Origin of the sequence: Leuconostoc sp. DB-1 (assembly GCF_013414845.1) — a bacterium.
GTDB classification, from domain to species: Bacteria; Bacillota; Bacilli; order Lactobacillales; family Lactobacillaceae; genus Leuconostoc; species Leuconostoc mesenteroides.
This window is the reverse complement of sequence record NZ_JABFNJ010000001.1, coordinates 1,115,442-1,136,069: the sequence shown is the minus strand read 5'-3', so window position 1 is coordinate 1,136,069 and position 20,628 is coordinate 1,115,442. Positions and strand designations below refer to the sequence as shown.

At 37.2% G+C, this 20,628-nt stretch carries 17 protein-coding genes and 1 pseudogene; 13 read left to right on the top strand and 5 right to left on the bottom strand.

What is annotated here, in order from left to right; all coding sequences use genetic code 11:
• Positions 1-43: 43 nt before the first annotated feature.
• From HFP47_RS05550 to HFP47_RS05515, 8 genes are all read left to right on the top strand, one after another.
• Positions 44-997 carry a glycosyltransferase family 2 protein gene (locus HFP47_RS05550; protein ID WP_011680091.1) on the top strand — a complete coding sequence of 318 codons (954 nt, stop codon included), beginning with the start codon at positions 44-46 and terminating at the stop codon, positions 995-997.
• Positions 998-1,006: 9 nt separating this feature from the next.
• Complete coding sequence (locus tag HFP47_RS05545; RefSeq protein WP_011680090.1) at positions 1,007-1,960, top strand: glycosyltransferase family 2 protein; 954 nt, start codon at positions 1,007-1,009, stop codon at positions 1,958-1,960.
• Positions 1,953-3,866: a DUF6020 family protein gene (locus HFP47_RS05540; protein ID WP_223316514.1), complete on the top strand. Its 1,914-nt coding sequence runs from the start codon at positions 1,953-1,955 to the stop codon at positions 3,864-3,866. The genes HFP47_RS05545 and HFP47_RS05540 overlap by 8 nt, the downstream gene beginning before the upstream one ends.
• Positions 3,850-5,619, top strand: coding sequence for a 6-pyruvoyl-tetrahydropterin synthase-related protein (locus HFP47_RS05535; RefSeq protein WP_179876180.1), 1,770 nt, complete (start codon positions 3,850-3,852; stop codon positions 5,617-5,619). The genes HFP47_RS05540 and HFP47_RS05535 overlap by 17 nt, the downstream gene beginning before the upstream one ends.
• A gap of 94 nt (positions 5,620-5,713) precedes the next feature.
• Positions 5,714-7,621 carry an LTA synthase family protein gene (locus HFP47_RS05530; RefSeq protein ID WP_011680087.1) on the top strand — a complete coding sequence of 636 codons (1,908 nt, stop codon included), beginning with the start codon at positions 5,714-5,716 and terminating at the stop codon, positions 7,619-7,621.
• Between the two features lies 1 nt (position 7,622).
• Positions 7,623-8,489: a fucose 4-O-acetylase gene (locus HFP47_RS05525; RefSeq protein ID WP_179876179.1), complete on the top strand. Its 867-nt coding sequence runs from the start codon at positions 7,623-7,625 to the stop codon at positions 8,487-8,489.
• Between the two features lie 15 nt (positions 8,490-8,504).
• Positions 8,505-9,407 carry a glycosyltransferase family 2 protein gene (locus tag HFP47_RS05520; protein ID WP_014324912.1) on the top strand — a complete coding sequence of 301 codons (903 nt, stop codon included), beginning with the start codon at positions 8,505-8,507 and terminating at the stop codon, positions 9,405-9,407.
• Positions 9,408-9,450: 43 nt separating this feature from the next.
• Positions 9,451-9,867 (top strand): GtrA family protein, encoded by a 417-nt coding sequence (locus tag HFP47_RS05515; protein ID WP_014324911.1) that lies wholly within the window; start codon positions 9,451-9,453, stop codon positions 9,865-9,867.
• Between the two features lie 11 nt (positions 9,868-9,878).
• On the opposite strand, the gene HFP47_RS05510 is transcribed toward HFP47_RS05515, so the two are convergent.
• Positions 9,879-10,331, bottom strand: coding sequence for a flavodoxin (locus tag HFP47_RS05510; RefSeq protein ID WP_002815077.1), 453 nt, complete (start codon positions 10,329-10,331; stop codon positions 9,879-9,881).
• Between the two features lie 213 nt (positions 10,332-10,544).
• On the opposite strand from HFP47_RS05510, the gene larD reads away from it, so the two are divergent.
• The 4 genes and pseudogenes from larD (at position 10,545) to hpt (ending at position 14,051) form a co-directional block, all read left to right on the top strand.
• Positions 10,545-11,264: a D/L-lactic acid transporter LarD gene (gene larD / locus HFP47_RS05505; RefSeq protein ID WP_011680083.1), complete on the top strand. Its 720-nt coding sequence runs from the start codon at positions 10,545-10,547 to the stop codon at positions 11,262-11,264.
• Positions 11,265-11,433: 169 nt separating this feature from the next.
• A pseudogene (locus tag HFP47_RS10945) lies at positions 11,434-12,203 on the top strand (formate/nitrite transporter family protein).
• Entirely contained in the window at positions 12,196-13,491 is a 1,296-nt protein-coding gene (purB, locus tag HFP47_RS05495; protein ID WP_002815074.1) for an adenylosuccinate lyase, read from the top strand. The pseudogene HFP47_RS10945 and the gene purB overlap by 8 nt, the downstream one beginning before the upstream one ends.
• Positions 13,488-14,051: a hypoxanthine phosphoribosyltransferase gene (gene hpt / locus HFP47_RS05490; RefSeq protein ID WP_011680081.1), complete on the top strand. Its 564-nt coding sequence runs from the start codon at positions 13,488-13,490 to the stop codon at positions 14,049-14,051. Before purB ends, hpt begins: the two co-directional genes overlap by 4 nt.
• A gap of 16 nt (positions 14,052-14,067) precedes the next feature.
• On the opposite strand, the gene fni is transcribed toward hpt, so the two are convergent.
• The 4 genes from fni to mvk are packed head-to-tail and all read right to left on the bottom strand — an operon-like array spanning position 14,068 to position 18,004.
• Entirely contained in the window at positions 14,068-15,120 is a 1,053-nt protein-coding gene (fni, locus tag HFP47_RS05485; protein ID WP_128684422.1) for a type 2 isopentenyl-diphosphate Delta-isomerase, read from the bottom strand.
• Position 15,121: 1 nt separating this feature from the next.
• Positions 15,122-16,141, bottom strand: coding sequence for a mevalonate kinase (locus tag HFP47_RS05480; protein ID WP_179876178.1), 1,020 nt, complete (start codon positions 16,139-16,141; stop codon positions 15,122-15,124).
• Positions 16,134-17,075, bottom strand: coding sequence for a diphosphomevalonate decarboxylase (mvaD, locus tag HFP47_RS05475; protein WP_128684420.1), 942 nt, complete (start codon positions 17,073-17,075; stop codon positions 16,134-16,136). Before mvaD ends, HFP47_RS05480 begins: the two co-directional genes overlap by 8 nt.
• Complete coding sequence (mvk, locus tag HFP47_RS05470; RefSeq protein ID WP_011680077.1) at positions 17,072-18,004, bottom strand: mevalonate kinase; 933 nt, start codon at positions 18,002-18,004, stop codon at positions 17,072-17,074. The genes mvaD and mvk overlap by 4 nt, the downstream gene beginning before the upstream one ends.
• Before the next feature lie 161 nt (positions 18,005-18,165).
• Here mvk and HFP47_RS05465 point away from each other — a divergent pair, with 161 nt between their 5' ends.
• Positions 18,166-20,559, top strand: a complete 2,394-nt coding sequence (locus tag HFP47_RS05465) for an exonuclease domain-containing protein (protein WP_084035083.1) — start codon at positions 18,166-18,168, stop codon at positions 20,557-20,559.
• Positions 20,560-20,628 lie beyond the last annotated feature (69 nt).

Below are 20,628 nucleotides of genomic sequence, written 5' to 3'. Positions count from 1 at the left end.
TAAGCCCATTTGGGGGCGTACATAAAGTATGAGGGGAATCATAATGGAAAGTACAGTCCAACGACACTTAAAGAAAAATATATTATCATTAGTTGTTCCTGTTCATAATGAAGAGGCAACGATTAATATTTTCTATAATACTATTGAGAAGCTCAAACCTAATTTGACTGCTGATGTTCATTATCATTTCATTGATGATGGCTCGACAGACAGTACACTATCGATCTTACGAGATTTATCTAAAATTAATGATAATGTTCATTATATTAGTTTTTCTCGTAATTTTGGCAAAGAAGCAGGCCTTTATGCTGGGTTACAGCAAGCGGATGGTGACTATGTAGCTGTTATGGATGTTGATTTGCAAGATCCACCTGAACTTTTGCCAGAAATGCTGAGAGAAGTTCAAAACGGTGAATATGATGCTGTTGGGACCCGTAGAGCCAATCGTAATGGCGAGGCAAAAATTCGGTCATGGTTTTCCGAGCAATTTTATACTTGGATGAACAAAATTAGTCAAACGCATCTTGTTGATGGCGCACGAGATTATCGTGTCATGACTCGACAGATGGTAGATGCTATTTTGTCATTAAGTGAAAATCAACGTTTTAGTAAGGGTATCTTTACTTGGGTTGGTTTTAACACGAAATACATACCATTTGAAAATCGTGAGCGTGTTGCGGGGAACACATCATGGTCATTCTGGTCATTAACAAAGTATGCTATTGAAGGCGTAGTTTCATTTTCAACGGTACCTTTAACTGTGATAACGGTGCTAGGACTATTATCCTTCGCTTTGTCACTATTAAGCGCAGCTTTTATAGTTATTAGGGCGCTGGTTAATAATAATAGTGTGGCCGGTTGGCCATCAATGGTTACTATTGTATTATTTATTGGCGGTATTCAATTACTCAGTTTGGGTGTCATCGGTCGGTATATGGCTGCTATTTTCTTAGAAACGAAGAAGCGACCTATTTTTATTAAGAAAGAGGAAAATTAGGACAGAAGTATGGATAAACTTGCGATATTAATACCGGCTTACAATGAAAGCCAAACAATTGTTAAAGTAGTGAATGACGTATTAAAAGTAACGGAGAATATTCCCGGATCCGTTGTTTACGTTTACGACAACAATTCAAAAGATAACACAGCTGAATTAGCAGCTTCAGCCGGTGCAGTTGTTCGCCATGAATATGCACAAGGTAAAGGGGCTGTTATTAGAAGAATGTTTCGAGAAATTGATGCTGAAGCCTATATAATGATTGATGCTGATGATACATATCCTGTTCAAGCAATCCCGGACATGTATCGAAAAGTAGTTGATAAGAAGGTTGATATGGTTGTGGGTGATAGACTATCCTCAACGTACTTCGAAGAAAACACCCGTCCATTTCATAATACCGGAAACACCTTGGTACGTGGACTCATTAATACTTTGTTTAAGACAAATATTAAAGATATCCTCACAGGGTATCGCGCATTTAGTTATCAATTTGTAAAAACATTCCCAGTATTGTCTAGAGGATTTGAAATTGAAACAGAGATGTCGATTCATGCCACTGAATTTAAGATGTTAGTTGAAAATCAAGTTATTGAATATCGAGATCGACCTGAAGGATCTGAGTCTAAACTTGATACGTATGGGGATGGATTACGGGTACTAAAAACTGTCGTCAATTTATATCGTATTTATCATCCTTTTGCGTTTTTCGGTATATCTGCTGGGATTGTGTCGCTCATATCACTGCTGTTGTTTGCTTTTCGTGTTTTTGTTCCATACTATCATACGGGGAGAGTTGATAATATGCCAACGCTAGTCGTCACGATGATTCTATTCAGTGTTGCTGTCACTGCTTTTTTTGCTGGAGCCATTTTGAATGCTATTCAATCAAGCAACAAGCGAAATTTTGAGTTAAATTTGATAAATGCCAATGAAAAAATTAAAAAGTATTCAAATGAATAAAAAAGTTATAAATTACGTGTTCTGTTTCATCAGTTATTTAGCGCTGGGTATCGCTTATCCTTCAACTAGCTTTGAGACTTTATCAAGTCGGATACACGCACGTTTTTCTGTTTCGGCTTATGAAAGTTTACTAGCTATGATAATTATTGTTTTGCTGGTTTTATTTCAGCATAAAATTAAGTTAGATATATTCAAAAAATCATATTGGCCTTATTGGCTTTTAGGGTCAATCTTATCTATTTTTTATGTGATAACTATGTCAGTGTATCAGGCTCCCTCTGATAACATTACCTATGTACCAAGTTTAATGGGCAAAACAAACTTGCTCATCACTTTGGTAGCCTTATGTGGTTTCGCCTTTATTTTTACTAATTTTGGTATTTTTTTAGGGCAAGTCATTAGTAAATTAAAGGTATCTCAGTTTTACATAAATTATTGGTATATCGTTATAGGGTTGGGATTGATTTGGATAATTCAAATTTTCCCTTTATTCCCTGGGATGGTTTCTTGGGACGGTTACCGCCAATTCCTTGAGTTTTTTCATACACACGTTGCTGAACTGGACTTTACTTATTATCCTACAAATCATCATCCATGGTTCTCAACACTGGTATTTGGTAGCTTATTTTCAATAGGGGAAAAGATTGCTGGTCCAAACTTTGGACTCTTTTTAATTGTGTTGGTGCAAATAATCATTTCATCACTGGTGTACGCTAAAGTCGTTCGTTTTATTGGTGAGTGCTGGGGAAAGAAAGCAGCTGTGGTTGCCTTTATTTTTTACGCCTCACCATTTGTAGCTTTTTGGCAAGTTACAATAGAGAAGACACCACTTTTCTTGGCATTTACTACAATGTTTGTATTATGCTATGCTAAAATTTTAGTGGCGAACTTAAAAACTGAGTTACCAATGATTTTATATGTGCAGCTAATTGTTTCTGGCATACTAATGTCATTATTTAGAAATGACGGTAGTTATGTTGTCATTTTGTCACTATTTGTGTTGCTTATTGTACAATTTGTCCGAAACAAAAGAATGCCTCGTCAGCTCATCATTGGTCTGGCAGTATTTTTGTCAGTATACGTTGGTTGGAACAAAGTTGCCTTACCAACGATGAATGTTGTTTCAGGATCAACAGCTGAAGTTATTAGTTTACCGATGCGCCAGTTGTCAGCAGTAGTTATCAACCATCCGGAATCATTGAGCAAAAAGGATTTAGCTACAATCAACAAGATTACCCCAGTTAAGGAAATTAAAAATCACTTTAATGTTAATAATGCGGACAATTTGAAATCCCTTTACCCAGTTGATTCTTTTTTACGTAGTTCTTACGAAATAAAACAGCTAAAACTAGGTCATCTTAAGAAAGAGGCCACACCTAAAATCAAGAAACAAACTGGACAATATTTGATGGTTTGGTTTAAGCAATTATTGAAGCACCCTAAGACTTACGTTGTTACTTTCTTTGCGGCCGACAGTTCGTTCTTAAATCCAGTACTCGATAGTAATCCTGATTCACGAGGGATCATGTATGGCAATGAGTATATGAAATATAATACATTCTTGCAACCAAGTTGGTATCCGGAGATCCATTATTGGTTCTCTGATGCTACGAGAAAATATATTAAGTGGCCAAACACAGTATTCTCATTACCTATTATCAGAACAATTCTTCAACCGGCATTTGCCTTGTGGGCAGTTCTTTTCAGTTTTGCCTACTGCCTTTATAAAAAGAGCTATTCAGCTCTCATCTTTATTCCAATTGGCTTATTGGCAGTCGTACCATTATTGTCTCCCGTAAATGGTATGGAACGTTACATGCTCCCAGCTATTTATACATTACCGTTATTATTAGCAGTAATTGTTAATGTGAACAAGGAGAGTAAAAAAAATGAAGAAAGTATATAAAGAATTAGTAGCAGTTGTTGGTATAGCAGTCACAACTGCTATTTTGTTTAACGCGATATTTTTTGTGCCAATTCGTTTACCTTGGGATGCTTATTATCATGTATCGCGCATTGAAAACTTGAGACAATCAGGATTGGCGTTCTTGTATCCACAAAATTTTACTACGTTAGGACAATATGGCTTAGCTACGAATATTTTTTACCCAGCATTAACACTTCAGATTGTTCAAACTATTTTTTTCTTTACGCATTCAGCAATACAAGCATTCAAAATAAGTATGATTTTCACTACTTTTCTGTCCGGAACATCAGTTTATATTATTTTGCGTTATCATAGTAAATTGGGACGCAAAATAGCATTTTTTTGCAGTATTCTATGGTTGAGCACTATTGGTATCACAGCATTAGCGCCGGGGAACATAGCGGAATCGACTGCATATATTGGTATTCCTTGGTTAGCCTATGGCCTTTATGCTTGTTCAAAAGAAACAAAGGGACAATTAAAGAAAATCATTGCCCATATCGCTGTGGGGTTAAGCATCGCTGCTTACTCACATGTTATGACCTTCTTTATATTAACTATGTTTACTGCGGTTTATTTATTCATTTTGCTCATTAAAAACAATCATAAAATAAAAATTGTTTGGGTAATAACTTTAGGCGGCATAGTAACATTGCTTTCAACAGCTGCTGCTATAGGGCCTATATTAATTCTCCAACTGCTTAACAATGTTAAAAAGCCTGTAGTCAGTACTAGTGTGTTTGCAAATAATGTAAAGGATCTCAGTCATTTATTTTTAAATCCGAGTGATAGTCCTGACATATGGTTACCGTTGTTTTTCATCATGATTTGTATTGTCGTTGGATCTCGTAAACCATCATTAGGTGTTGTTCTGGGATTAATTGTGATGTTGTTAGGTACTAATTTTACACCGTGGCCGTACTATCTAAGAAACAGTCCAGTAACTTTTATACAGTTTGCTACGAGATTTATCAAACCAGGAATAGCCTTAGCTTTAATGTTTACACTGCTAGATTTGAAAGCTAATCAAAAAACACATGAAAATACTAAAAGGTTCCACAGCGGGTTAATCACTTATGGATTGATTTCAGTCATTATCATGGCTGGTGTGGTGAAAAATAATTGGTTTCCAAATAGTAACTCACAATTATGGACGGCACAACATTTAAAAGAATATACTACTTTTTATGATGGTATACATGATGGCTATGGGTATTCATCAGACATGACCTTTAGTAATCAAATAAGCAACAATGAGAGATTTTGGTACTTGAAGAACTACACGGACTACATTCCAAAATCTGCTTTGTCAAATCCTAACGATAAGAGTACTTTCATTGGGGCAGATAAATCTGGTATTTTGCTGACAAAACATCAAATTATAGATGAACGTGGTCAAACATACAATACAAATAATTATAATCCCACTTTAAAATCGATTAATATGAATGTTCAAAAAATGATTCCATCAAATTCAATTATTGAATTACCTATATTGTCTTACAAAGGCTTACGTGTAAATACAACTATTGATGGTAAGCAACAAAAAACTTTCATTAAACATGGCAAAATTGCCTTAAAACTACAAGATGCATTAGCTGCTAATTCTAAAATAAAAATTACACAACAGGTGCCAAATTGGTTAATTGTGTTAAACTTAGTATCTGCGGTAACCTTGGTTACATTGCTCAGTTTTCATAAAAGACTTCAAAGAACAGATCGTTTAACTTAGTGCCACAAAATTTGTTTGTTTTACGGTATAATAGAATTTATATTAATTGGGGGAGAGTGCACAGCACTGTTCCTTTTTTAGAATGGAAAATAAAATGAAGATAAAGTATAAAATATTTAAATTTTTACGACTTAATTTTTTGTTCCTGTGGTTATCCATAGTATCACTTTACATTATTCAGATTGGCGTTATGCTGACAGATCCGACCTATGGCACTGGTGATTGGGGGCGTAGTGCTTGGACAAATGGTATCCAATTTGTCATCAATCAAACGACCTCGGCCGGTATAAACGTATTGGTTCTAATGATATTAATGTGGCTTATTACTCTTATTAGTAATCGGATACCGGTAACAATTATCGTAATGGCTGTTCTAACAGCCATCGTAACGGTTGCTGAATACCAATTGATTAACGTTAGACAAGAAGCAATAACCGAGGCAAGTCTACAAGAAGTGACGGCTTTTGGTAATTTGATTGGAATGTTAGATATCAAATTAGTAATAGCTTTTGTGGTAATTCTAATTGTTATGGCGGTGTTACTTTTCATTATTTACCGTCGCAGTAAATGGATTGTCTTTAGATCAATTCGCTGGCGTGCAGTATTAATGATTATTTCTATTTTGGCGTTAGTGCCTTTCTTCCAAATAAACTCTGATCAAAATAAAGAAACCTTTATTAAGCTCGGGGATGATCCTAAAGTATGGGATTCACTTTACGATGCTGTTTCTAATGGTGGAATTGTCGCGTTGCTAAATTCACGAACGACAGATGCGATGGTACAACCTAAGGGTTATAGTCAGGCCACGATGAAGAAACTTGTAAAAAAATACCAAGGCGAAGCAAAAAGCATCAATGCAACACGACAAAATAAAAACTTTAAAAACCAAACAGTTATTTATACGCTCAGTGAATCTTTAACAAAACCAAGTTATGTGCCAGGATTGACAATTAGTGATAATCCTTTAAAAAAGCTCAATAATATTATGAATACTACAAGTTCTGGCCATATGGTTTCCTCAGGATATGGCGGTGGTACTGCTGGAATTGAATATTCGACCTTGACGGGATTTAATATCACAGCTTATAAGCCAACAATTACGATGCCGTATTCACAATTAACAAGTAGCATTAATGAAAAATCAACGGTCACTGGACAGTTTGATAAAAAAATTGTGGTCCATCCATATGTGGGTTCGTTTTACAATCGACGTGCTGTGTACAAAAATATGGGTATTAATTATTTCTATACAACTGACAGTGACACACCAGTCAAATATACAGCTTCAGTTGGTGGCGGCAATCATGCTAGCGACACTTCAGCATATAAAAATGTGCTTTCTAAAATTAGTAGTGGTAATGACAGCCAATTCATTCAATTATTAACAATGCAAAATCATACACCTTGGACATTTTCCGGACGTGATTACAATGTTATTGAGCCAACTGATTCAAATGCAGATTTGGATACGATAGAATCTTATTTGCAGGGACTTCATTACACGGATAACGCTACACAAGCATTTCTTGATAAATTAAACAAATTAAAGCGGCCGGTTACACTGGTCTGGTATGGGGATCACTGGCCAGGAATATTTAGCTTCGTGAACACATCTACAGATGCTTTATCAGCGCATTCAACACCCTATTTTATTTGGCAAAATGATGCAGCCAAAAAAGCTAACGGTACAGTTGATGTTTCAGAAAGCTATGCAGACCCATCTGATTTCACTGCAATGGTGCTTAAAATGAACAATATGAAGGTCGATCCGTACTGGGCATTGAAGACCGAATTGCTTGAAAAAGTACCAACAATTAACAACTACAAACGTGATGAGAATGGTAAACTGTCATTTATTGATAAAAACGGAAAAAATATTGATGAAAAATCTTTGACGGCAGAACAACAAAAGCTTGTGAAGGATTTTAAACTCGTGCAATATGATATTACGACAGGTAAAAACTATTTACTAAAAACAAAGTTTTTCCAGAAGGTGAAATAATATGACAAAAAAATATTTAAACGCCTTCTTAACGGTCATCATTGCTTTAATTGGCGTTGTGTATTTAACAAAAGTTACAGGTGATTTACATGCTTTTCATGGATTAGGTAAGCTGGTGAGTTACTTTTCTTGGCCGTTACTATTGGTGGGCCTTGCGCGATTGGCATCATTGGAAGATCGTAAACCAGGTGACATCTTTGATTGTTATTTGCTGCTTTCAACCATATTAGCAGTCATTGGATTTTTTATCACATTGCAGGTGATTCCTGTGCGCACACCATTTCAATTTGCTATGGGAAACTGGTGGGATGCTATCTCTGCTGGTGCACTTGGTAATGAGGGGAATTTGAATACGCCCTTAGGGGAAGTCTGGACGAAATACCCAATCGGTTGGTTTTTAATGATGACACCCATTGCGATGAAACTAGCCCATTATATGCATCAAAAAATTTCCGATAAACGCGTACTCATTGTTTCTGCAATAGTTTTGATGATTGCGCCTCAATATATAGGTGAAATTATTGATCTACCATTCAGCTTAAATGCAGCATTACTTGGAACAGGTTTGCTCGTTATGAACGATAGTATTATTGTCAAATCTACTAAAATGCGAGTTATTTGGATTTTGATAGGGAGCATCGTTACGATAATTGCTGCTAAAATGAGTGGTGTGTACTTTAGTTATGGTCGAGCGGAAAATATATTTATTTCTGTTTTTGGTTTGATTGCTGCAATAAAACTCATTGAATTCTTATTAGATTTTGTGACGATTCATGTAAAATGGAATATGTCTAAAAAAATTTTTTTCTATACGACTGTTGGTTTTTTGTTTATACTAACATTAGTGGTAAATTTAACAATATTTTGAATTAAGGAAAACAATATGTCTCAGAATGTCAGTGCAGTGATTGTCACATTTAATCGTCTTACTCTTCTAAAAGAAGTAATTGAAAGTTTACAGACGCAAGATACCAAGCTTTCACACATTATTGTGGTTGATAATAATAGTAAATCTGATACGCAAGAGTATCTAACCTCACTTGGCAACCAAATCGAATATGTACGTTTACCAGAAAACATTGGTGGCGCCGGCGGTTTTAATAAAGGTGTGCGCTACTTTATGGAGCACACAACCGATGACTTTGTTTGGTTGATGGATGACGACACTGTTGTGCATCCAGATACGTTAACTGAGTTATTGAAGTTTGCTGATAAGCAAGATCAATTCGGTTTCTTGTCTAGTGATGTTCGTTGGACTGATGGGCATCGTGCACTAATGAATCAGCCAGCACCAATGAATCGTTTGAAAGTAATTCCAGAGGATCAAGTGGAACCTGTGCAACTACAAAATGCAACGTTCGTTTCATTATTAGTAAAACGTGAAGTAGTTAAAAAGATTGGGTTGCCTATCACGGAATTCTTTATTTGGGGCGATGATATTGAATATACCGAACGCGCTGGTCGTGTTGCACCTGGATATTTTGTACCAAGCGCAAAGGTGACCCACAAGATGGCAGAAAATGTGGGTAGTAGTCTACTTAATGATAATGAAAACCGAACACCACGTTACTTTTATTCTTACCGAAATAAAAGATATTATGCAAAAAAACGTGATTTCTATCGTCGTAATCGTGCTTTACTACGTATGTGGGCTGAATATTTCCAAATTAAGTTTTCGAATACAGAACGAAAGCAAGAAAAGCTTGATATCTTTAAAAAGGGATTTCAGGCTGGTAAAACATTCAATCCAATAATTGAATTTGCAGATGATTTAAAGGAAAAATGAAATAGTGCCTAATTGGGGGCTATTTTATTTTTAGGAGAAATTCATGGAAAAAATAAAGTTATTGCTGACTCAGTACCAAGAAGCTATTTTGTATATCGTATTTGGCGGCTTAACAATGTTGGTTAACATCATTGCCTTTTGGTTAGCCTTTCAAGCATGGCATATGAATTCTTCTGTATCTTATCTTTTTGCTTGGTTTTGGTCTATCTTTTTTGCTTATCTTACAAACCGAACTTGGGTGTTTCACTCAACAGCTCACGACCTTAAGACGGTAATCAATGAGATATTTCAGTTCTTGGTAGCAAGAATTGCTACTGCCGTAATTGGCTTTGTTATTTTTTATTTTGGTGTTAACTTGTTAAAGCAAGATGCTCAAATCTGGAATATCATACAAAATGTTTTTGTAATCATTTCCAACTTTGCGTTAAGTAAATTAGTTATATTTAAAAAGAAGGCTTAAACGCCTTCTTTTTATTTGTTGTTTTTAGCTGCAGTAATTAAATCTTGTGCAAATTTTTGTAGTGTTGGGATATCGTTTGCTTGTGGGTTTAAATTAATTTTGACACCTGCTGCACCCTTAGTTGCGTTGGTAAGCGAAAATTGTTTTTCGAATTTTGGTACTGCTAAGCAATAATCATCCAAATAGTAGGTATCTCCTGATCCTGCAACACCGTATACGACACCCGCAAGATTTGCATCAGCTAAATCATCATAAAAGTCTAATCCTTCATCTGGCAGTGAGCCCTGATCATATGTATAGGGGACAACCACGGCAATATCGACATCTTCTAATTCATCGACCTCGGTTTGACTGATTTCAGATTTTTTTACCGTAACATCAGCATTTTCAAGCGCTTCAATAATAATATCTGCTACATCTTCATTGTTCCCAGTAAGCGTTGCATAGACAACTTGTGCTTTCATTTTATAGTCCTCTTTATTTTAATTATCAAAAGTAATTATAGCATTTTATTAAACTATTAAAAGCTACGATTTGACGAAACACTTAGAAATATGACGGTTTGTTGACAAATTCATAAAAAACCTTTACAGTCTGGTTCTGAGGCCTTAATATAGTTTAGGTGACTGTAATTTAAAACTTCACATGCAAATTTTCAACCCCTTAGGAGATTAAAAATGATACATCAATTGTTGGCTGAATTCATGGGTACTGCGCTCATGATTATTTTCGGAGTTGGCGTCCACGCTGATGAAGTGTTGAATCGTACAAAATACCACGGTTCAGGTCATCTGTTTTCGATTACAACTTGGGGATTTGGAATAGCAGTTGTTTTGTTTATCTTCGGGGAAGTTTATATTAACCCTGCAATGGCAATGGCCCAACTTATTTTAGGAAATATTCATTTTGATTATTTCTTAATTGTTAGTTTAGTAGAAGTATTGGGTGGTGTTTTCGGCTCAATTATTGTCTATATTATGTATGCAGATCAATTTAAATTATCTGAAAAAGATATTGATCCAGTAATCGTTCGCAATATTTTTTCAACAGCGCCAGCAATTCGTAACTTACCACGTAATTTTTTTGTTGAAATGTTTGCGACATTCGTATTTTTGACAGGTATATTAGCTATTTCTGCAAAAGCGGGGGATGTTCCTGGTATGGTTCCGCTAGCTGTGGCTTTCTTAGTTTGGGCTGTTGGTATGGGTCTAGGTGGTACTACTGGATTTGCAATGAACCTTGCTCGAGATATGGGGCCTCGTATTGCATATACAATTATTCCTTGGAAAAGACGAGCCTCCAGTGATTTCCAATACGGTATTCTTGTGCCCGGAATAGCGCCATTTGTTGGTGCAATTTTTGCTGCCTTATTTTCAAAGTTTTATTTAGGCCTGTGAACGCTTACAATCCAAACGTTCGCTTAAAATTATAAAAAACACTGTTTCGTTCGGGTAAACCGAACTTTTTTTATTTTTGTGAGAAAATACTAATTTAATTACGAACGCAACCAGTAAAATAACTGGTAAAATAATTGAGTAGAGAAAATTAAATAAAGTTATTCTGGAGATGAATATGCACACAAACGATGAAATGCAAGCATTGCTAGTTGATACTGTCCGACGAAAAGTTGGCTATCCTCTCAGGAAAAAAGTAACGCTTGGGATACTGGGTGGCGTTGCTATTTCTTTGGGATTTTTAGCAGCAATACGTGCAATGGCACCACTAACTGCTCTCCAATCTCCCGTTGTCTCTTTGGTCGGCGCATCTTTATTTCCGGTCGGACTAATTATGATTGTGTTCACTGGACAAGAGTTAGCTACTGGAAATATGTTTGTTCTTGGTTACGGCGCTTTAAATCGTAATTTGGGTTGGTTACGTTATTTTTTGAAGTAATACTGATAACTTTGCTCAATGGACTTGGTGCGATTTTATTAGCCTATATTTTTGGACACTATTTAGGACTGACTAAGGTGGATATTTATGGCAAACAAGTTGCGACAATGGCAATGTCTAAAGTAACTCCAAGTATGCCGATGATCTTCTTTTCGGCAATCGGTGCGAATTGGTTGGTGGCGATGGGTGTATACTTAGGTATGGTCGCCAAGGATACCATTGGGAAAATAGTAGGTATGTGGTTTCCAGTCATGATCTTTGTGTTGATTGGATTCAATCATGTTATTGCTAACTTTTTCTTGCTGCCAGCTGCTTATTTTAATGGTACGATTACATTGGTACAAATGTTGCATAATCTTGTGCCAGCATTTTTAGGTAACACGTTTGGTGGCTTATTACTCGCTGCTTCACTTTATTTCACAAAGGACAAAAATAATGCTTGAACGATATTCACGAGAACAACTCCGCGACATTTGGTCGCTGAAAAATCAATATCAAACATGGTTAGATGTTGAAATTGCTGTTGACGCTGGTTGGGTCGCCGAAGGCCACATTCCAGCCGAGGATCTTGCAAAAATACGTGCAAATGCAAAATTTGATGTAGATCGAATAGCAGAAATAGAATTATCCACACGACACGATGTAGTTGCATTTACACGTAACGTATCTGAATCTTTGGGTGATGAGCGCAAGTGGATTCATTATGGTCTAACTTCAACGGATGTTGTTGATACAGCACAAGCTTTACGTTTGCGCCAAGCAAATGATATGATAAAAAAAGATTTGCAAGACTGGCGTGAAGCAATTAAAAAATTAGCTGTGCAATATAAAGACACAGTTATGATGGGTCGTACGCACGGGGTGCATGCTGAGCCAACAACTTTTGGTTTGAAAATGGCACGTTTCTATGCTTCAGCAACACGCGCTATAGAACGTTTTGAACGTGTTGCGGCAGAGGTGGAAACTGGGAAACTTTCAGGTGCCGTTGGTACATTTGCAAACGTGCCACCACGTGTTGAAGAAGTTGCTATGAAAGAACTTGGGCTAACCCCTCAACCAGTTGGTTCACAAGTACTACCACGTGATTTACACGCAGATTATATCCAGACAATTGCCTTGATTGGTACTCAAATGGAAGAGCTCGCTACTGAAATTCGTTCCCTACAGCGCTCTGAAATACATGAAGTTGAAGAAGGCTTTGCTAAAGGACAAAAGGGCTCATCGGCCATGCCACATAAGCGAAACCCAATTGGTGATGAAAATATTACTGGATTGGCACGTGTGCTACGTGGTTACGCAGTAACTGCTTTGGAAAACGTTACTTTATGGCATGAGCGTGATATTTCGCATTCATCTGCAGAGCGTATCATACTTGCAGATGCAACCGCGTTACTTGATTACATGTTAAACCGCCATACTGGTATTCTAAATAATTTGGGTGTGTTCCCAGAAACAATGAAAAAGAATATGGACCGTACGTATGGGTTAATATATTCACAGCGTTTACTGTTGAGTTTGATTGATGCAGGATTGTCACGTGAGCAATCATATGACACTGTCCAACCGTTGACAGCCCGTTCGTGGGATGAGCAATTGATGTTCCGCGACCTAGTAGATGCAGACCCAACCATCCAAGCAAACTTAACAAAAGAACAAGTTGACGATGCATTTGATTATCATTATCATTTGCGACATGTTGATGAAATTTTTAAGAGAGTAGGTCTAGCATGAAACCTTTAATCACACACCCAGCTATCAAAGGGGTGTTGGCGACAGAAACAGATATTCAAGCACAGGTTCAGCGTGTGGCTAATGAATTGACTACAAAGTTTGAGGGAAATAAAGAACGACCTATTTTTATTGCCGTATTAAAAGGCGGGGTTATCTTCGCCACCGATCTACTTCGAAAGATGCCACTGGATGTTGATTTCGATTTTGTAGACGTTAAAAGTTATTCAGGCGCAGCATCAACTGGACAAGTCAAAGTAGTTCATGATGTTAGCATGGATTTAACCGGGCGGGATGTTGTTATTGTTGATGAAATTATTGATTCAGGAAGAACAATGCAGTGGCTGCACAATTATTTTGAATTAAAGGGTGCCTCAAGTGTGACCACAGTGGCGTTGGCTGATAAGAAAGAGGCTAGAGTAGTTGATTTTGAAGTTGATTATTTTGGTTTGGAAGTGCCGGATGAATTCCTTGTGGGCTATGGTATGGACTACAATAATTTTTTCAGAAACTTACCAGTAATTGCTATTGTTGACTTTGACAAAGTTGATTTAATAAAATAACAAATTTAAAAGCATCTCATTGAGATGCTTTTTGTTGTGCAATAAAATTTTGTAGGTTAGGGCTGTATATTAGTGGTTTATGTTGCAGTTCCGTGATATTTTGGGCACCAAGTAATGTGAATAGACGTGGCAACGCTACTTGCCATGCATTAATTTCTTCGAGTAATGATTTTTGACCTTTTTCCATTAGTGTTGTGAGCATGAAACCAGCACTAGAAGTTAAAGACGCGCCCAGCATGAGACTAGTTATGACATGATTCACACTTTGAATGCCTCCTGTAGCAATTAAGGGTAAGTTATTTTTAGCCATTTTAGCTTCCAGCAAACTTTCGACAGTTGATAGTCCGTAATTATCTAAATTAACAGCTTCAGAAAGGCGATTACGCCTTTGTTCAATAATAGAAAAATTTGTTCCGTTTGCTCCGCCAACATTGATAGCAGCTGGATTTAGATCGGCAATTTGTTTGAAAGTAGACTGACTCATACCAAAGCCGACTTCCTTAATTATCACCGGAACAGGTGACTTTGCGATGATTTCAGCAAGATTGTCTAGCCAATAGAATTTGCGATCACCTTCAGCCATGACAAGTTCTTGGGCGGCATTAACATGAAGTTCAATGGCATTAGCATCAATCATATCAATGGCAGTACGTACATTTGAAATAGGATGGTCGGCCCCTAAATTGGCAAATAGAAAACCATTGGGATTCTTCTTACGAACAATTGTGAATGTATCACGAGTTTCTGGTTCTTTAAGTGCAATCGATTGTGAGCCAACTGCCATAGCAATATTTGACTCAGCAGCTACCTCAGCAAGTTCCATATTGATGCGACCAGTTAAAGCTGATCCGCCTGTCATGGCTTCAATGTAGAAGGGCCATTTAAAGTGGTGTTCAAATAATTTGGTTGAAGCATCAACTTCTGACACACTCATTTCGGGGAAAGTTTTGGGTAGCCAACGTACATCATCATAAGTTGCACCAATGACAGGCATTGTATTTTGACGCCAGAGTTTGACACCAAGCGATAGATGTTCATCTTTACGATGAGATTGAGCAGATTCAGTCATTTTAACCTCGATTCTGTGGGGCAATTTGGACGTAATGTGGCTCAATTTCAGCTGCAAGCCACTTTTCTGGTAAATCTGTAGGTCCATTAACAACAGCAAAGCCATTATCACCAAATCCAGCACCACTGATTTTTCCTGCGGTATCACCAAGTGTCTGCAGTAGAATTGCTAGTTTTGGCGTAACGTATTTTTGGGATAATGTGTGCCGTAAGATGGTTTGATTTAATTTTAAACCTTTTGAAAATTGCTTGTAGTCGTTTTTAATAACCGATTGAACGACGTCGTCAGCGACATATTGACTTTCTTTGAAAAAAGAAGTTGGCAATGTTTTTGAGGCGAGTGCCTTACTTGTATCGGCGCTTTCATGTGTGGCACCTAAAAGGATTCGCCAGTCTTGCGGCCAACTGAGGGGAACGATGTTTAGTTTTTTCCAGGGCACATCTACAATTTCAGGCTGTAGCCAATTTTTATCTGCCGTTTGATATTGAGACAAATCAGGGCTTTGGTATGAAATAGCACCGCCGTATGTTATTGCTGCAACATCACCTAATGAACCATTTTTCTGCACATGCAAGTGTGCGAGCGCAGCAATTTTAAATTGAGTCAGTAACGTTAGGTTGAGTTTGAAATGGTTATTAAAAGCCGATACGATGCCTACAACCACGGCTGCAGACGAACCAAGACCAATTTTACCTGTAGGATGATTCATATTACTTTTGATGTCAATATTTACTTCTTGTAATGTTGCCCTAATTTTTTTCGTGTGAACATAATGTGTCATCAGATTCACAGCCGCGCGAACAAAACGCCAGTCATCAGTTTGCTCTGGCGTTTCTTGGTTGATATTGAAAGTTAGATCATCTGTAATGATATTAGAAGTAATAGTAGAAACTTCACGGGCTGTAGTAATTTCTATTGCTAACCCTGTAGTAATGGCAACAACAAGCGCAGTATTGCCAGGATTAGTAATTGCATACTCACCAGCCAAAAAGAGTTTACCAGGGATTAATATTTTAGTCATAAGAAATTCCAGGCCCGCTTTGAGCAATTTCAAGTTTCAGGGATGGTATGGCATGATTTAGCATGGTCACGATTTTGGGCGCTTCTTGCATTGTTGTGATAATTTTAACGTTTGGCCCTGCATCAATTGTTGCATAGGCCAATATTCCTTGATGGCGCATATCTTGTATCAAAGATAAAATTAATTGTGTTTTGTCTGTAAAATAAGTGAATGGGCTTCTTGTAGCTGTTAAATTTAAAGCATGCATACCCAAGGCATTATCTTCAGCCAAAGCACCAATTTTGTCAATATCTTGATCTAGGATAGCATGTTGCATATCAATGAATTGATTAGCCGACTTTGATAGCCAGCGATCATAATTTGGTGAGGTAATAGCACGTTTCATTCCCTCAGTTGAAGTTATCTTTTTAGGCGCATCACAAACCTCAGCAACAACCAAGGCAATGGGCAATTCAGGCGCGTTAAGGCTCTCGGCAAAAGAAGATGCGTCGTCAATACCTTTATGCCACATGGCGAAGTTACCAAAAAAAGAGCGACTAGCTGAACCAGAACCACGACGGGCTAAGCGGGATAATTCTTCCTTGGGTAGGTCCATTCCTAATTCGTGTGTAACAGCTCCTGTTAACGCAGCAAAAGCCGAAGCAGAGGAGGCTAATCCAGCACTTGTAGGTACATGATTTTCAGAAATAACCTGCAGTGGTGTAAAATCACCCAACTGTTGTCGCAGAATATCCAAAAAGCGATGAACACGAGTGGCGTCGACGACTTGGTCATTTAAAATAAAACGATCATGATTGGCAGGTTCCACAGAAGTTGTTGTGTAAAACTTGTCTAGTGTTAATGAAAGTGAGCTAGTTGTCGGTAGATTCAGTTCCGTATTTTTTTTCCCCCAGTATTTTATGAGGGCAATATTTGTATGGGCAGTAGCTTTCATAAGGGTTGAATCCATGTATTCTGTGCGCCAGCTTTATTGAGAGCATTGGCAATTGCGATTGCATCATTATTATTTCTAGCTAAAGCAAACATAGCACCACCAATGCCAGCGCCTGTTAACTTTGCTCCTAAAGCACCAGCATGATTCGCAGCATTAACTAGTTTGTCAAGTTTAGGATGTGAAATACCCAATGATTGTAATTCATGATGGGCTGCTGTAAACATCATACCTAAATGCTCGGGATTATTTTCAGAAATATCAATCCGTATTTTTTCAGCAATTTGTCCGAGATGACTAATTGTTGACCAAGCACGTTCTTGATCATTAATCAAAAATTCTTTGACTATGCTGACAGCGTGAACGGTTTGACCATGGATACCTGTATCGGCTAATACCAACGTACCTGATAAGTTCATTTCGAATTTTTCCATTGTTTTGTTCTTGATAAACCAAATCGGGTTGCTCGAATTAACGGTGGTGGCATCTAAGCCAGAAGGTGATCCATGGGAAATGACTTCTTCAATGTTTGTGAAGTAATTCAGTTCCGTATTACTTAAAGTCGTGTTAAAGTAATCGAAAAATGCTCTTGTAATCGCAGTTGCTAGAGCAGCTGAAGCGCCAAATCCTCGTTCTTGAGGAACATTTGATTCAATAGAGAGAAGGAATGGCACATTAGTCATTTTAAATTTATTGATTAGGCGCAGTAATAGCTGTCGGATACCTTCAACGTTTGCACCAAGTTCACTTAAATCACCATGGAATTCAGCACCATCGATTGTTTGACCACGAAATGCTGGCCTCAATGTAGCAGTGACCGTCATATTTGGTAGGGGAATTGCAATGGCAGGTTCGCCATAAACAACGGCGTGTTCGCCGATTAATATTGCTTTTGCGTGGGATTGACCTACGCCATTCATTTGACTTAACATAAATTTCTCCAGATGTACTCTACTATTGTACCGCACAGTAGTATTTAGTGTAAAATATAAAAGAGAATTGCGTTGTTTAGTGCGCATAATTATTGTGTAGTAAACAGCGTAATTCTCACATAAAAAGTGCTCTAGCACGCACGTTTAGAAAGGTGCTTTATATGAACGCCAACGATACATTCGTGGTTGTCGATCTTGAGACCACAGGACATAGCGTAAAAAAAGGTGGACGAATTATTCAAATTGGTATGACATTTATAAAGAAACGTCAAATCGTTGATCATTTTGAATCTTTTGTCAATCCTGGCCAACTAATTGATCGTCAAATTCAGCAGCTCACGCATATATCACAAAAGGATGTGCAAAACGCACCGTATTTCGAAGAAATTGCACCGTTATTGCAAAATTTACTTCAAAATACAGTGATTATTGCGCACAATGTTAATTTTGATTATCCGTATTTAAATGATGAGTTCGAAAGAACTGGTTTTCCACTCTTAAAATCCGCTGCTATTGACACAGTACAGCTTGCTCAAATATTGTTTCCAACGGCGCCGGGATATCGTTTATTAGATTTAACGACCTACTTAAATATCACGCTCAAAAATGCACATCGTGCCAATGCGGATGCGCATGCCACGGCTTTACTGTTTTTGAAATTTTGGAAAAAACTTGAAGAATTACCGGACATTACATTAAAACAATTGCAACAAGGTGATTGGCCGTTACTACGTCAAACGCAGCAATTTTTAAAGCTTGTTCATTCAAAAAACAAGCAAAATTTTGGTACCGTTGAGCAAGTCGCTGTATTAACCACTACAACAGAACAAACAATTCATTCTTCTAAATCTGTCCAAGTTGATTATCCAGAAACAAGTGACGAAAAGACAAAGTTATTTGGGCAGTGGTTAACGACAAATGTTGCACAGAACAGTTTAATGGATCGTGCCAATCAATTCTTAAATAAACGTACCGATGGCTTGCTGACCATTTTAACCGGTCCGAGAGTTGGAAAAACATTGGCCTATTTAGTTCCAGTTATTCTAAGTGGAAAAACAGCGGTTTTATTGACTAATGATGAGAGTTTACAAGCTCAGCAAGTAGATATTATTACTAATCTTACAAAGCTATTTAGCCGACCAATGCAAAGTGCTATTTTGTACGAGCCATCAGAGTATATAGATGTTGAAAAGTTTGCTCAAACTTTAGAAGAAAAAAGTACATTGCAAATTCAATTTTTTAAAGCTCGTGTTTTGGTTTGGCTAACGCAAACAAAAACTGGTTTACTTCGAGAAATTTCGGTAGGTGTTCAAAATGGTGACTACGTGTCATCAATTCGTGGTGACAGTCATGCACAATTTTTCGAAAAGGCTTATAAAAGTGCGCATCAAGCTAATATCATTATCATGAACTTCAGCACATACTTTGTGCAAAGTCAGAAACTGCGTGAAGAGAAAAAGATTGATAAATGGCCAGTTGTTGTCATGGAAACACCAACGCAATTTGTTGATGATTTACATGATTATTTTCACGTTTCTTTAAATGTCACGCAGTATCAAAACATTTTAAAAGGATTGAATCATCAAGAGATTGCTGGTTTGACGCATAAACAGCGCTTATTTGTTCGGCAGAGTTTAAGTGAAGCATTAAAACTACTAAAACAAATATTGCAATCCGATAATCAACGTGCTAATTTAAAGCGCGTGGAACGGTTTCTACTGATAATATTACATTTGAAGGAATTATTTGAAATTAGTGAAAATAGTATTCCTCATGAGTTCCAAGATGCTCGAGATCAATTGTTGAAGATTAGGCGCTTACAGTTACAAAATGACATTGTGGTGGCAAATGAATTTTCCGAAGTTAACGGACAAACTCAAACTGAAGTCGTATTCGATATTTTGGAACGTGCGATTTATCAAGCAGAATTTGTGTCCAATGTTCATAAATTATTAATTGTGAGTGAGTTTTTACCAACAGAGGTTACGGAATTCTTACGTGATGTACCGGAGCCCTTTACTGTTGAGCGTGAATTTGTTCATAATGATTTACAACCAATTCATGTTGTACAATTGCAACGTTCGTCTCCAATAGTGCATTTACAATCTATTACGCAGCGTAATGTTGGAGAAATACTATTAATCGTCCCCAATGAAGAACGGGTTAATCATTGGTATCAAAAAATAAAATATGCAGTGACAACGAATTATAATATTGTCGCGGAAGGAATTACTGGCTCGTTGGAAAAAATACAACGACAGAGTCAAACCAAACGAAATAATATTATTATTGTTACCCCAAAAATTTTTTCAACCATGTGGCTTAGAGAGCAGGAATTACCTGCAATTGTAATTGTTCCAGAAAGAGAAGTATGGCAACCTGTATCACGTCTAGCTTATGTTTTAACCCAAATGCAACGTCATCAAAATGGTATATTAGTTTCTCAATTGAATGCTATGCAACGTAATCGATTTAAGCAACAAATTGTCGTTGAAAAGATGAACTTGAAAAAAGGTTTAGAACAGCAATATGATCGATTATTGCATGACCTCTAACTCGCAGATCAAAATCACCATATTTTTTGGTATAATATCATGTGTACATGCCATTATGGAGGGTTCAAA